The organism is Streptomyces sp. NPDC048291 (genome assembly GCF_043201715.1).
GTDB lineage: Bacteria > Actinomycetota > Actinomycetes > Streptomycetales > Streptomycetaceae > Streptomyces.
The window spans coordinates 35,661-48,510 of sequence record NZ_JBICZC010000021.1; the positions used below are offsets into that span (position 1 = coordinate 35,661).

Sequence of the window (12,850 nt, forward strand, 5' to 3'; positions counted from 1 at the left end):
ACGATGACGACCACCACCACCGCCGTGCAAGAACCGGCGCGGGTGAACTCCCCCGGGGCGGCGGGCGGCTCGGGCCGCCGCCCCGGGCGGATCCGCCGCGTCGGACTGCCCTACCTGCTCCTGCTGCCCGCCCTGCTGCTCGAACTCCTCGTCCACCTCATCCCGATGGTCATCGGCGTCGTGATGAGCTTCAAGGAGCTCACCCAGTTCTACATCCGCGACTGGACCACCGCCCCGTGGGCCGGATTCGACAACTACAAGCTGTCGGTCGAGTTCAACGCCCCCATCGGCAAAGCCCTGTTGCACTCGTTCTTCGTCACCGTCGGCTTCACCCTGCTCTCCGTCGGCCTGTGCTGGCTGATCGGCACCGCCGCCGCGGTCTTCATGCAGGACACCTTCAGGGGCCGCGGCCTGCTGCGCGCCCTGTTCCTGGTGCCGTACGCGCTGCCGGTCTACGCGGCCGTCATCACCTGGGTGTTCATGTTCCAGCACGACAACGGCCTGGTGAACCACGTCCTGCACGACCAGCTGCACCTCACCGACAAGCCGTCCTTCTGGCTGATCGGCGACAACAGCTTCTACGCCCTGCTCACCGTGTCCGTGTGGAAGGGCTGGCCGTTCGCCTTCCTGATCGTGATGGCCGGCCTCCAGAACATCCCGAAGGAGCTGTACGAGGCCGCGGCCCTGGACGGCGCCGGCATGTGGCAGCACATCCGCCGGATCACCCTGCCGTCGCTGCGCCCGGTCAACCAGGTGCTGGTCCTGGTCCTGTTCCTGTGGACGTTCAACGACTTCAACACGCCGTTCGTGCTGTTCGGCAGGTCCGCCCCGGAGGCCGCCGACCTCATCTCGGTCCACATCTACCAGGCCTCCTTCGTCACCTGGAACTTCGGCACCGGCTCGGCCATGTCCGTGCTCCTGCTGCTCTTCCTGCTGGTGGTGACCGGCGTGTACCTGGTGTTCACCTCGCGCGGACGGAGGACCTCGGATGTCTAGCTCGCCCATGGCCCCGCCGCGGTCCTTCCTCTGGTCCCGGCGGATCTTCCTCACACTGCTCACCGGGTTCGTGCTGATCCCCGTGTACGTGATGATCTCCAGCTCGCTCAAGCCTCTCGCGGACGTCACCGGCAAGTTCCGCTGGCTGCCGAGCGGGCTGACCCTCCGCCCGTACATCGACATCTGGTCGACGATCCCGCTCGCCCGGTACTTCGTGAACTCGCTGATCGTGGCGGTCGCGGCGACCGTCTGTTCGGTCGTCGTCGCGGTGTTCGCCGCCTACGCCGTCAGCCGCTACGAGTTCCGCGGCAAGCGCGTCTTCACGGTCACCGTGCTCTCCACCCAGATGTTCCCGGGCATCCTCTTCCTGCTCCCGCTGTTCCTGCTGTACGTCAACATCGGCAACGCCACCGGCATCGCCCTGTTCGGCTCCCGCGGCGGCCTGATCCTCACCTACCTGACGTTCTCGCTGCCCTTCTCGATCTGGATGCTGATCGGGTACTTCGACTCGGTGCCGCGGGACCTGGACGAGGCGGCCCTGGTGGACGGCTGCGGACCGCTCGGCGCGCTGCTGCGGATCGTCGTACCCGCCGCGATCCCCGGGATCGTCGCGGTCGCCGTCTACGCCTTCATGACCGCCTGGGGCGAGGTGCTCTTCGCGTCGGTGATGACCAACGACACCACCCGCACCCTCGCCGTCGGCCTCCAGGGCTACTCCACGCTCAACAACGTGTACTGGAACCAGATCATGGCCGCCTCGCTCGTGGTGAGCGTGCCCGTCGTGGCCGGCTTCCTGCTCCTCCAGCGCTACCTCGTCGCCGGGCTGACCGCCGGCGCCGTCAAGTGAACCCACCCAGTTCCGAAGGGAATTTCGTGACCATCGACCTCGCCGCCCTCCCACACGACTTCCTGTGGGGCACGGCAACAGCGGCGTACCAGATCGAGGGAGCCGTCGCGGAGGACGGCCGTGCACCCTCCATCTGGGACACCTTCTCGCACACCCCGGGGAAGATCGCGGGCGACGACAACGGCGACGTCGCGTGCGACCACTACCACCGCTGGCGCGAGGACATCGACCTGATGCGGCAACTGGGCGCGAACGCCTACCGGTTGTCGGTCGCCTGGCCGCGCGTGCGGCCCGGCGGGGACGGCCCGGTCAACGCCAAGGGCCTCGACTTCTACGACGAGTTGATCGACGCCCTGCTGGCGGCCGGCATCACCCCGTCGGTCACCCTCTACCACTGGGACCTGCCGCAGGCCCTCCAGGACCGGGGCGGCTGGCCCGAGCGGGCGACCGCCGAGCACTTCGCCGCGTACGCCGCCGTCGTCGCCGAGCGGCTCGGGGACCGCGTCCACCACTGGACCACCCTCAACGAGCCCTCCTGCTCCGCCTGGATCGGCCACCTGGAGGGCAAGATGGCCCCCGGCTGGACCGACCTCACCGCCGCCGTCCGGGCCTCCTACCACCTGCTCCTCGGCCACGGCCTCGCCGCCCAGGCGATCCGTGCCGCCGCGCCCGGCGCCGAGGTCGGCATCGTCAACAACCTCTCCACCGTGTTCGCCGCCACCGACCGCCCCGAGGACGTGGCCGCCGTCCGCCGCCACGACGGGCACGTCAACCGCTGGTGGCTGGACCCGGTGCACGGCCGCGGCTTCCCGGCCGACATGGTCGAGACCTACGGCGTGGAACTCCCCGAGCGGCCGGGCGACCTGGCGACCATCGCCACCCCGCTCGACTGGCTGGGCCTGAACTACTACTTCCCGGCCTACATCGAGAACGACCCGGACGGCCCCGCGCCCTACGCCCGTTCCGTCTACCGCACGGACGTCCCGCGCACCGGCATGGACTGGGAGATCGACGCGAGCGGCATCGAGACCCTGCTGCTGCGCCTCACGAACGAGTACGGCGCCCGCAAGCTGTACGTCACCGAGAACGGCTCGGCCTACCCCGACGTGGTCCGCCCCGACGGCACCGTCGACGACCCCGAGCGCCAGGCGTACCTGGTCGGCCACCTCGCGGCGTGCGCCTCGGCCGCCCGCAAGGGGGCCCCGCTGGCCGGCTACTTCGCCTGGTCGCTGCTGGACAACTTCGAGTGGGCGTACGGCTACGACAAGCGCTTCGGCCTCGTCCACGTCGACTACGACACCCAGGTCCGCACGATCAAGGGCAGCGGCCACCGGTACGGGGACATCATCCGCGACCACCGGGGACAGGCCCGCAGGGCGGCCTGACCCCGCACGACCGCGGTGGGCGCGGACCAGGGGAGTACCGCGCCCACCGCACGTTCGACCGTCATACGCGTGAGCGACGACGACGCACCCTTCCGGGTGCGTGATGCGTACGCTGCGTCGGCGTACGAGGGCAAGACGTGGACCGTACGTGGATCTTGCCGTCACTCTGGGTGAGTTGAGCGTGGGGAGCGGAGCGCGCACGTGCCTGGAGGTGGCCGCGTATGACGAACGGTGTGGACGAGAGTGACGGCGACGACCTGACGGGCTGCGAGGTGGAGCGGGAGCCCGATCCCTCCGACAGCCTGCGGACCTTCGGGGCCGTCGTCCATGCGCTGCGGGAGCACGCCGGGTACAGCAGGTCCGAGTTCGCCGAGCTGGTGCGGTACTCCAAGCACACGGTCGCCTCTGTGGAGCTGGGAAGGCGGATGCCGGACCGGGCGTTGGTGGAGCGGGCCGAGGAAGTGCTGGGCAACACCGGGGCGTTACGGAAGGCGGCCCAGTTCCTGACGCGGGGCGACAAGGGGTTGGCGGTCTGGTTCCGGCAGTGGGCCCGGCTGGAGCGGATCGCGGTCAGCCTGTGCACGTACGAATGCCGCTTGGTGCCGGGGCTGTTGCAGTCGGACGGATACGCGCGGGCCGTGTTCGACGGCACGATTCCGGTGGTCACCGACGAGGGGCTGGAGAACCTGCTCGACGTGCGGATGAAGCGGCAGCGCATGCTGTTCGAGCGGCCGACGGTGCCGTTCAGCTTCATCGTCGAGGAGCACGTGTTCCTGCGGCGGTTCGGGGGCGCGGAGCTGATGCGCGAGATGTACGACCACGTGCTGGAGCGGGCCGCTCTGCGCAACGTGACACTGCAGATCGTGCCGTTGGCGGCGGGGTTGCACGCGTGTCTGGACGGACCGGTTCGACTTCTTGAGACGCCGGAGGGGCGGCGCTTCGCCTATTCGGAAGGGCAGCAGAACGGGCGGCTGATCGGTGACGTGAAAGAGGTGAGCCTCCTCCAGCAGCGCTATGACACACTGCGCTCGCAGGCCCTCAACCCCAAAGAATCGCAGGGCTTGTTGGAGCGACTGCGAGGAGAACTATGAGCACGACGGAACTCGCCTGGTTCAAGTCCAGCCACAGCGGCAGCCAGGGGGACGACTGCATCGAGGTCGCTGTCACCGAGCAGGCCGTCTGCGTACGGGACTCCAAGGATGTGTCCCGACCGCACTTCGCCGTGTGCCGTGACGGTTGGACGGAGTTCGTGGCGTTCGCGGCCGAGGCCTGATCCTCGCGCTACCCGTCCGAGCGTTCACGCGTTCGAGTGATGCATTCGTCGCGTCGGGGCGACGATCGCGGACCGCGCTCACAGCGGACCACGGCCCACGCACGGGAAACACCCAGCCATGAGTGAACGGGGCGTCCGTGTCTCCCGTATCCCCCCATCATGGGAGGATCGCTCACCATGAGTGCGTCACCGGCGGTACGGAGCCTGCGTGCCGCGGTGTTCGCCGCGGTGTGCGTGCTGCTGGCTGCCGCCGGGCACGGCCTCGCCATGGGTGATCTGCCGCCGCTGTGGGCCGACGCGGCTGGGTTCGTGACCGTGTTCGTCCTGGGGCGGGCCCTCGCGGGGCGCGAGCGCGGCCTGCCGGAGATCGGCGTGGGCATGCTGCTCACCCAGGCCGGTCTGCACTTCGGCTTCGACGCGGCCCGCGCGGTCACTCCGGCCGCTTCCGCGCCCGCCGTGACCATGGCCCACATGCGCATGCACGGTCAGGCCATGGCTGGTATGAGCGGCATGGGTGTTATGGGCGGAATGACTGGTGTGGCCGGTAGGGCGGGTGTGCGGGGAGCGGTGCAGTCGTACCCCCATGTCCATGTCCTGAGCGCGCACGCCACCCTCGCCCATGTCGTCGCCGCGCTCGTCGCCTCCTGGTGGCTGCGGCGCGGCGAGGCCGCGCTGTGGTCGCTGCTGCGGCGGACCGCCGCGCTCGTCCCCGGTCTGGCCGCCTGGTGGCACGACGCCCCGCTGCCCGCCCCGGCCGACGGCCCCCGCCTGGCCCCGGCCGCCCCGATACGGCCCCGTCCGCTGCTCGCACTGCGGCACGCGGTGAGCCGGCGCGGCCCACCGAACCCGATCCCGTACCCGGTCTAACACCCGCAAGAGCCTCTAACAGACTTCACTCGTACGGAGATCGACTCACTCATGTCCGCCATGTCTGCAACCCGCCGCACCCTGCGCCGCGCCGCCACCGTCACCGCGCTTACCTCCGCGTCGGTCCTGGCCGCCGCCGGTATCGCCGCCGCGCACGTCACCGTCCACCCCGAGAGCTACGCCAAGGGCGCCACCGACGGCGTGCTGACCTTCCGCGTGCCCAACGAGGAGGACACCGCCTCCACCACCAAGGTCCAGGTCTACCTGCCCACCGACCACCCGGTCCTGGGCGTCCTCGTCACCCCGCACGACGGCTGGACCGCCAAGGTGACCACCACCAAGCTCAAGACGCCGGTGAAGACCGACGACGGCACCATCACCGAGGCCGCCTCCGCGATCACCTGGACCGGTGGCAAGATCGGCGCCGGCCAGTTCGAGGACTTCGACGTCGCCTTCGGCCAACTGCCCGAGGACACCGACCAGCTGACCTTCAAGACCCTCCAGACCTACTCCGACGGCAAGGTCGTCCGCTGGATCGAGGAGGCGCAGAGCGGCGACGACGAGCCGGAGAACCCGGCGCCGACGCTCAAGCTGACCGCCGCGGGCGACGACTCCGCCACGGCGGCCGCACCGGCCGCCAAGAGCAGCGGCAAGGCGACCACCACGGCCGCCGACTCCAGCGACTCCACCGCCCGCGGCCTCGGCATCGCGGGCCTCGTCGTCGGAGCGCTGGGCCTGGCGGCGGCCGCGTTCGCCGTCGTCCGCACGCGGGGCGCACGGTCGTAGGTCAACACTGGTAGGTCAACACCGGTAGGCCAACACTGGTAGGCCAACACCGGTAGACCAACGCCCGCAGGCCAACACCCGTAGGCCAACATTCGCAGGCCTACGGGTGTTGGCAATCGCCCGTGGGCCAACACCCGTAGGCAAGACGAAGGGGCCCGGACCATCCCCCGGTCCGGGCCCCTCGCGCTGTCCTCGACCTACCGCACCGCGGCCAGCTCCCGTGCCCGGGCTCCGGCCCGGGCCCCGGCCCCGGCTCCAGCCCCGACCTCGATCGCGATCCCGGCTCCGATCTCGGCCTCCAGCTCGGCTTCGAGGTCGGCCTCCGTGCCGGTCCCCGCCATCGCCGCCACCGTCCCGGCCGCCGCGGCCGGCCGCGCGTTGTGCCACAGCCACAGCACGTCCCGGCCGAAGGACCACACCAGGGAGCCGAGCGCCAGCAGCACCACGGCCAGGTTGGCCAGGTACGGCAGCAGGTCCGCGCCGGCCAGCAGCAGGCAGATGCCCTGCATCGCGGCGACCGTCTTGCGGGCCATGGAGTGCGGCAGCGGGGCGTTCAGCCAGGGCGCGGCCTTCGCCGCCGCGACGAACGCGTAGCGCATCCCGCCGATCAGGAGGACCCAGGGCCCGAGCTGCGTCGAGACGTACACGCTCAGCACCAGGATCAGGAACGCGTCGACCTCCATGTCGAAGCGCGCGCCCAGCGCGGTCGAGGTGCCCGTCTTGCGGGCCACCTTGCCGTCGACGCCGTCGAGGATGAGGGCCACGGCCGTCAGGCCGACCAGCAGGGTGACCGGCGGGGAGCTCTCGAAGGAGTCGGCGACCAGGGCGGTCACGCCGCCGACCAGGATCGCGCGGCCCAGGGTCACCCGGTTGGCGGGGCCGAAGGACCGCGGCCGGGTGCGGTGCAGGGCCCGGGAGAGCACCGCCCAGGTGGCTATCGCGAACGCGAGCCCCGTCAGCCAGCCGGCCGGCCCCATGCCGATCGCCGTCCCCAGCAGGGCCAGCAACAGGATCTGTACGCCCGCTCCCACAGCGGTCTCCTGCTGGACCAGCCTGGCTTCGTAAGTGTTGTTCAGGGCCACCGCACGTCCTCCGGCCGAGTGACAGAGTCGATCAACGCCGCGTACTGTGCGCGGCCTGTGCACTTCATCGCTGTGCACATCTCCGTACGTGAACCACTTCCCGATCGTTCAGGAGGATTCCGATGAACTCCTCGGCCCGCGCGTTCTGGCTCCGCTCCCCGGGCCACGGAGAGCTGCGTGACGTCACCCTCGCGGAGCCCGGCGAGAGCGAGGTACTGGTGCGCGCGCTGTACTCCGGAGTCAGCAGGGGCACCGAGACACTGGTGTTCCGCGGCGGCGTGCCCGAGAGCCAACACGCGGTGATGCGGGCGCCGTTCCAGGAGGGCGACTTCCCCGGTCCGGTGAAGTACGGCTACCTCAGCGTCGGCGTGGTCGAGCAGGGCCCCGATGCGCTGATCGGGCGTACGGTCTTCTGTCTGTATCCGCATCAGACGCACTACGTCGTTCCGGTGAGCGCGGTGACGGTGGTACCGGAGCGGGTACCCCCGGCGCGTGCCGTACTCGCGGGCACCGTCGAGACCGCCGTGAACGCCCTCTGGGACGCGGCGCCGCTGCTCGGCGACCGGATCGCGGTCATCGGCGGCGGCATGGTCGGCTGCTCGGTCGCCGCCCTGCTCGCCCGCTTCCCCGGCGTACGGCTCCAGCTCGTGGACGCCGACCCGGCCCGCGCCAAGACCGCCGAGGCCCTCGGCGTGGACTTCGCGGCGCCCGAGGACGCCCTCGGGGAGTGCGACCTGGTCGTGCACGCCAGCGCCACCGAACAGGGCCTGGGCCGCGCGCTGGAGCTCCTCGCGCCGGAGGGCACGGTCCTCGACCTGAGCTGGTACGGCGACCGGCGCATCGCCCTCCCGCTCGGCGAGGCCTTCCACTCCCGCCGTCTTACCGTGCGCAGCAGTCAGGTCGGCACCGTCTCCCCGGCCGCCCGCGCCGGCCGCACCTACGCCGACCGGCTCGCCCTGGCCCTGGAGCTGCTGGCCGACCCGGCGCTGGACGCCCTCATCACCGGGGAAAGCGCGTTCGAAGAGCTGCCGGAGTTGCTGCCGAGACTCGCCTCCGGGGAGCTTCCGGCCCTCTGTCACCGGGTCCGCTACGGCGACAACGGCTGACGGAACGTCCAATAACGTCCACTGCGCGCCCCAAGAGGTCCTGACCTGAGAAAAGAGTGAGAGTGGACTGAACGCGGGGAAGCGAAGAGCCGTATTAAGGGCATCCCCCGGCAGGGATCAGCCGGGGGACCAGACGCGCCGCACCTGGAGGGTCGTCCGTTGTTCAGCATCACCGTCCGCGATCACATCATGATCGCCCACAGCTTCCGCGGCGAGGTGTTCGGGCCCGCGCAGCGACTGCACGGCGCCACGTTCCTGGTGGACGCCACCTTCCGCCGCGAACAGCTGGACGACGACAACATCGTCGTCGACATCGGTCTTGCCACCCAGGAGCTCGGCGCCGTGGTCAGCGAGCTGAACTACAGAAACCTGGACAACGAGCCCGACTTCGCCGGGATCAACACCTCCACGGAGTTCCTCGCGAAGGTCATCGCCGACCGGCTCGCCGAGCGCATCGAGAAGGGCGCGCTCGGCGAGGGCGCCCGGGGTCTCGCCGGACTGACCGTCACCCTCCACGAGTCGCACGTCGCCTGGGCGAGTTACGAGCGTGCCCTGTGACCGACATGGCCATCGGCCGCCCGTCGGCCCTCACCTACGTGCCCGCACAGCGCGCGGCCACCACCGACAGCAAGGCTCCGGCGAGCATCGGGATCCTCCCCATGTCCCTGCGCAACGTGCACTTCGTCATGCCCGGCGGCGTGGACGACCCGGCCAGCCCGAGCGGCGGCAACGCCTACGACCGGCGGGTCTGCCTGGACCTGCCCGGCTTCGGCTGGCAGGTCACCAGGCACGCGGTGGCCGGCTCCTGGCCGCGCCCCGGCACCGCCGACCGCGACGCCCTCGCCCGCACCCTGCGGGAGCTGCCCGACGGCACGGTCGTCCTCCTCGACGGCCTGGTGGCCTGCGGGGTCCCGGAGATCGTCGTACCGGAGACGGAGCGGCTGCGGCTCGCCGTCCTCGTGCACCTGCCGCTCGGCGCCGAGACCGGACTCGACCCGGCCGTCGCCGCCGACCTGGACGCCCGCGAGCGCACGGTGCTGCGCGCCGTACCGGCCGTGATCGCGACCAGCGACTGGGCGGTACGACGGCTGGTCTCGCACCACGGCCTGGCCCCCGAACGGGTGCATGTGGCCGCCCCGGGCGCCGACATCGCCCCGCTGGCCGGCGGCACCGACGGCGTCTCGCACCTGGTGTGCGTCGCCGCCGTCACCCCGCGCAAGGGCCAGCACCGGCTGATCGAGGCCCTGGCGGCGGTCCGGGACCTGCCCTGGACCTGCACCTGCGTCGGCGGTCTCGACACGGCTCCCGAGTACGTCGCCCACCTGCGGTCGCTGATCGCGGAGCACGGGCTGACGGACCGGCTGCACCTGGCGGGCCCGCGCGCCGGCGCCGACCTGGACGCCAGCTACGCGGCCGCCGACCTGATGGTCCTCACCTCGTACGCCGAGACCTACGGCATGGCCGTCACCGAGGCCCTGGCCCGTGGCATCCCGGTGCTCGCGACCGACGTCGGCGGCCTGCCGGAAGCGGTCGGCCGCGCCCCCGACGGCGGGGTGCCCGGCATCCTCGTGCCGCCGGAGGACCCCGCCGCGCTCGCCGTCGAACTGCGCGGCTGGTTCGGCGAGGCGGACGTACGCCGTCGCCTCAAGGCCGCCGCGCGCGGCCGGCGGGCGGCGCTCGACGGCTGGGCGACCACCGCCCGCAGCCTCGCCGGAGTCCTGCTGCGGCTCCCTGACGAACCCCGGAGGGCGGCATGACCAGCGAGACCACGACCACTACTCCGGTCGGCGCGATACCCGCGCAGCCGGGGCCGACGGATGTTACGGATGCAGGCGTGGGACGAGAACACGAGCAGGCGCCCTCCGAGGTGATACCCGGGGCCGGTCCCGTCGTCCGTCCGGGCGAGCGGGCCACCGTACGGCTGCGCGAGGCCGGGCCGGAGGAGCCGCCGCGGTACGCCCCCGAGTGGCTGGAGCTGCGGGAGAGCGCGGACGCCGCCGCCCGGGCGCACGACCTGCTGGACCCGCTGCGGATCCGGCTGGCGAACATGCCCGGCAAGGCGGGGACCGTCGTGCACGACCTGGGCTGCGGCACCGGCTCGATGGGCCGCTGGCTGGCGCCCCGCCTCGACGGCTCCCAGCACTGGATCCTGCACGACCGCGACCCCTACCTGCTGCACTTCGCGGCCGTCGCCTCGCCCCGCGCCGCCGCCGACGGCAGCCGGGTCACCGTCGAGACCCGGCGCGGCGACGTCGCCCGGCTCACCCCCGACGCGCTGATCGGCGCCTCCCTGGTGACCGCGTCCGCGCTCCTGGACGTCCTCACCCGGGAGGAGGTCGACATCCTCGCCGAGGCCTGCACCGGGGCCGGCTGCCCCGCACTGCTCACCCTCTCGGTCGCCGGGCGGGTCGAACTGAGCCCCGCCCACCCGCTGGACGCGGAACTCACCGAGGCGTTCAACGCCCACCAGCGGCGCGGCGGCCTGCTCGGCCCGGACGCGGTCACCGCCGCCTGCGAGGCGTTCGCCGACCGGGGCGCCACCGTGAAGGTGCACCCCAGCGCGTGGCGGCTCGGCCCCGACCAGAAGGCGCTCACCGAGCAGTGGCTGCGCGGCTGGGTCGGCGCCGCCGTCGAGGAGCGCCCCGAACTGGCCGAACGGGCCGACGCCTACCTGGCCGAGCGGCTCGCCGCCAACGCGGCCGGCGAACTGCGGGTCGTCGTGCACCACAGTGACCTGCTCGCGCTCGCCCGGCCGACCGGAGGCACCTCATGAGCACCCCCACCCTGGTCCGGCAGACGGCTCCCGTCGCCGCGCCGGCCGTGCCCCGGCGCCTCAACCTCCGTGCTCTCCGCACCCACCTGGGCACCGTCGCCGGAGCCGCCATCATCGCCGTGCTGCTGTGGCGGCTCGGCACCGGCGTCTTCCTCGACGGGCTGCGCCGCATCGACACGCCGACGCTGGTCGCCGGCCTGGTGATCGGCGCGGTCACGACCGTACTGAGCGCCTGGCGCTGGCAGTTGGTGGCCCGCAGCCTCGGCCTCCGGCTGCCGCTCGGGCCCGCCGTCGGCGACTACTACCGGGCGCTGTTCCTGAACGCGGCCCTGCCCGGCGGAGTCCTCGGCGACGTGCACCGCGCGGTCCGGCACGGGCAGAGCGAGGGCGACATCGGGCGCGGGGTCCGCGCCGTCGTCCTCGAACGCACCGCGGGACAGATCGCGTTGACGGTGTTCGGCGCGGGCGCGCTGCTGATCCTGCCCTCGCCGGTCCGCGGCGATGTGCGCAGCTTCGCCCCGCTGGCCGCGGCCGGGCTGGCCGGCGCGTGCGCGATCGTGGTCGCCCTCCGCATGAACAAGGCCCCGGGCAAGCGCGCCGGCGCCCTGCGCGCCACCCTCGGCGAGGCCCGCCGCGCGCTGCTGTCGCGGCGGAACGCACCGGGCGTCGCGCTCTCCTCGGGAGCCATCCTCGCCGGGCACGTCGGGATGTTCGTGGTGGCCGCCCGGGTCGCCGGCTCGGCCGCCTCCGTCGCGGTCCTGGTGCCGATCTCCGTCCTCGCGCTGGTCGCCATGGGCCTGCCGCTGAACGTCGGCGGCTGGGGCCCCCGCGAGGGCGTCACCGCCTGGGCGTTCGCGGCGGCCGGCCTCGGCGCGGACAGCGGGCTCGCCACCGCCGTGGTCTACGGCGTCCTCAGCTTCGTGGCGGCCCTGCCGGGCCTGGTGGTCCTCGTCGTCCGCTGGTACGCCGGACTGCGCTACTCCCGCCCGGCGGTGAGCAGTTCGAAGAGCGCGCCGAAGGAATCCGCGAGGCTCGACAGGAGTTCCTTCCCCTTTTCCGCCGAACCCAGGGAGGGGCGGCCGATGACGCCCGATTCGGTATAGGCGGACATTCCCAGGGTGAGGAGATGGCGACGGTCGTCAGCGGTGAAATCAGCGGACTCGTATCCAGGGCGGACCAATTCGGGATGAGCGTGCAGCAGAATGGAGGTCTCGATTTCTCCGGCATGCATGTCGGTGAGCGCCGAGGTCTCCACGCCGGCCCGGCCGAGAGCCGACTCCCAGTCCTCCGCGGCGGGGTACAGCGCCAGCCGCTCGCCCCGCGCGGACGCCTCCTGCACGACGTTGCCCAGCACGTAGTTGCCGCCGTGGCCGTTGACCACGACCAGCGCCTCGACGCCCGAGCGGCGCAGCGAGCCGGCGATGTCGTTCACCACCGCGTGCAGCGTCACCGCGGAGATGCTGACGGTCCCCGGCCAGGCCGCGTGCTCGTGCGAGCAGGAGACCGTCACCGGCGGAAGGAGGTGCACCGGGTACGCGGCGGCGATCTCCCGGGCTACCGCACAGGCGACGAGGGTGTCCGTAGCGAGCGGAAGGTAGGGGCCGTGCTGTTCGAAGCTCCCCACGGGAAGGACGGCGACCTGTGTTGAAACGTCCGCCCCCCTGGTCCGTACCTCTTCCGTAGTGTCCGCCGGCAACAAGCCGTAAGCCGCCGTACGCGCGCCCGAACCACTCAT

13 protein-coding genes and 1 pseudogene are annotated in these 12,850 nt (G+C 71.8%); 12 read left to right on the top strand and 2 right to left on the bottom strand.

Annotated features, from left to right (window positions below; genetic code table 11):
* Window positions 1-3 precede the first annotated feature (3 nt).
* The 7 genes from ACGF5O_RS43930 to ACGF5O_RS43960 all read left to right on the top strand — a co-directional run bounded on the left by ACGF5O_RS43930 (window position 4) and on the right by ACGF5O_RS43960 (window position 6,154).
* Entirely contained in the window at window positions 4-996 is a 993-nt protein-coding gene (locus ACGF5O_RS43930) for a carbohydrate ABC transporter permease (RefSeq protein ID WP_393815555.1), read from the top strand.
* A gap of 7 nt (window positions 997-1,003) precedes the next feature.
* Window positions 1,004-1,843: a carbohydrate ABC transporter permease gene (locus ACGF5O_RS43935; protein WP_393815675.1), complete on the top strand. Its 840-nt coding sequence runs from the start codon at window positions 1,004-1,006 to the stop codon at window positions 1,841-1,843.
* Window positions 1,844-1,869: 26 nt separating this feature from the next.
* Complete coding sequence (locus ACGF5O_RS43940) at window positions 1,870-3,228, top strand: GH1 family beta-glucosidase (RefSeq protein WP_393815556.1); 1,359 nt, start codon at window positions 1,870-1,872, stop codon at window positions 3,226-3,228.
* Between the two features lie 221 nt (window positions 3,229-3,449).
* On the top strand, window positions 3,450-4,319 hold the full coding sequence (locus ACGF5O_RS43945; protein ID WP_393815557.1) for a Scr1 family TA system antitoxin-like transcriptional regulator: 870 nt from the start codon (window positions 3,450-3,452) through the stop codon (window positions 4,317-4,319).
* Entirely contained in the window at window positions 4,316-4,501 is a 186-nt protein-coding gene (locus tag ACGF5O_RS43950; RefSeq protein ID WP_393815558.1) for a DUF397 domain-containing protein, read from the top strand. Before ACGF5O_RS43945 ends, ACGF5O_RS43950 begins: the two co-directional genes overlap by 4 nt.
* A gap of 177 nt (window positions 4,502-4,678) precedes the next feature.
* A complete protein-coding gene (locus ACGF5O_RS43955; protein ID WP_393815559.1) occupies window positions 4,679-5,368 on the top strand; it encodes a hypothetical protein in 690 nt (229 codons plus the stop codon).
* Between the two features lie 60 nt (window positions 5,369-5,428).
* The gene (locus ACGF5O_RS43960) at window positions 5,429-6,154 is read left to right on the top strand and encodes a YcnI family protein (RefSeq protein ID WP_393815560.1); all 726 of its coding nucleotides are present in this window, start codon (window positions 5,429-5,431) and stop codon (window positions 6,152-6,154) included.
* Window positions 6,155-6,351: 197 nt separating this feature from the next.
* On the opposite strand, the gene ACGF5O_RS43965 is transcribed toward ACGF5O_RS43960, so the two are convergent.
* The gene (locus ACGF5O_RS43965) at window positions 6,352-7,236 is read right to left on the bottom strand and encodes a CDP-alcohol phosphatidyltransferase family protein (protein ID WP_393815561.1); all 885 of its coding nucleotides are present in this window, start codon (window positions 7,234-7,236) and stop codon (window positions 6,352-6,354) included.
* Window positions 7,237-7,358: 122 nt separating this feature from the next.
* Here ACGF5O_RS43965 and ACGF5O_RS43970 point away from each other — a divergent pair, with 122 nt between their 5' ends.
* The 5 genes and pseudogenes from ACGF5O_RS43970 to ACGF5O_RS43990 form a co-directional block, all read left to right on the top strand.
* On the top strand, window positions 7,359-8,342 hold the full coding sequence (locus ACGF5O_RS43970; protein WP_393815562.1) for a dehydrogenase: 984 nt from the start codon (window positions 7,359-7,361) through the stop codon (window positions 8,340-8,342).
* 159 nt (window positions 8,343-8,501) lie between these two features.
* Window positions 8,502-8,900 carry a 6-carboxytetrahydropterin synthase gene (locus ACGF5O_RS43975; protein ID WP_093497951.1) on the top strand — a complete coding sequence of 133 codons (399 nt, stop codon included), beginning with the start codon at window positions 8,502-8,504 and terminating at the stop codon, window positions 8,898-8,900.
* Window positions 8,901-8,905: 5 nt separating this feature from the next.
* A complete protein-coding gene (locus ACGF5O_RS43980) occupies window positions 8,906-10,099 on the top strand; it encodes a glycosyltransferase family 4 protein (protein WP_393815676.1) in 1,194 nt (397 codons plus the stop codon).
* Window positions 10,096-11,115: a trans-aconitate methyltransferase gene (locus ACGF5O_RS43985; RefSeq protein WP_393815563.1), complete on the top strand. Its 1,020-nt coding sequence runs from the start codon at window positions 10,096-10,098 to the stop codon at window positions 11,113-11,115. The genes ACGF5O_RS43980 and ACGF5O_RS43985 overlap by 4 nt, the downstream gene beginning before the upstream one ends.
* Window positions 11,112-11,993, top strand: a pseudogene (locus ACGF5O_RS43990) (YbhN family protein); the annotation flags it as partial. The gene ACGF5O_RS43985 and the pseudogene ACGF5O_RS43990, both read left to right, overlap by 4 nt.
* 98 nt (window positions 11,994-12,091) lie before the next feature.
* On the opposite strand, the gene ACGF5O_RS43995 reads toward ACGF5O_RS43990, so the two are convergent.
* A complete protein-coding gene (locus ACGF5O_RS43995) occupies window positions 12,092-12,850 on the bottom strand; it encodes a creatininase family protein (RefSeq protein ID WP_393815564.1) in 759 nt (252 codons plus the stop codon).

Bases quoted from the DNA above. Each gene is read 5' to 3' on its own strand.
- ACGF5O_RS43985 (WP_393815563.1), top strand. From the start codon at position 10,096: ATGACCAGCGAGACCACGACCACTACTCCGGTCGGCGCGATACCCGCG.
- ACGF5O_RS43950 (WP_393815558.1), top strand. From the start codon at position 4,316: ATGAGCACGACGGAACTCGCCTGGTTCAAGTCCAGCCACAGCGGCAGC.
- ACGF5O_RS43960 (WP_393815560.1), top strand. From the start codon at position 5,429: ATGTCTGCAACCCGCCGCACCCTGCGCCGCGCCGCCACCGTCACCGCG.
- ACGF5O_RS43955 (WP_393815559.1), top strand. From the start codon at position 4,679: ATGAGTGCGTCACCGGCGGTACGGAGCCTGCGTGCCGCGGTGTTCGCC.
- ACGF5O_RS43980 (WP_393815676.1), top strand. From the start codon at position 8,906: ATGGCCATCGGCCGCCCGTCGGCCCTCACCTACGTGCCCGCACAGCGC.
- ACGF5O_RS43945 (WP_393815557.1), top strand. From the start codon at position 3,450: ATGACGAACGGTGTGGACGAGAGTGACGGCGACGACCTGACGGGCTGC.
- ACGF5O_RS43995 (WP_393815564.1), bottom strand. From the start codon at position 12,850: ATGAGTGGTTCGGGCGCGCGTACGGCGGCTTACGGCTTGTTGCCGGCG.
- ACGF5O_RS43930 (WP_393815555.1), top strand. From the start codon at position 4: ATGACGACCACCACCACCGCCGTGCAAGAACCGGCGCGGGTGAACTCC.
- ACGF5O_RS43935 (WP_393815675.1), top strand. From the start codon at position 1,004: ATGGCCCCGCCGCGGTCCTTCCTCTGGTCCCGGCGGATCTTCCTCACA.
- ACGF5O_RS43970 (WP_393815562.1), top strand. From the start codon at position 7,359: ATGAACTCCTCGGCCCGCGCGTTCTGGCTCCGCTCCCCGGGCCACGGA.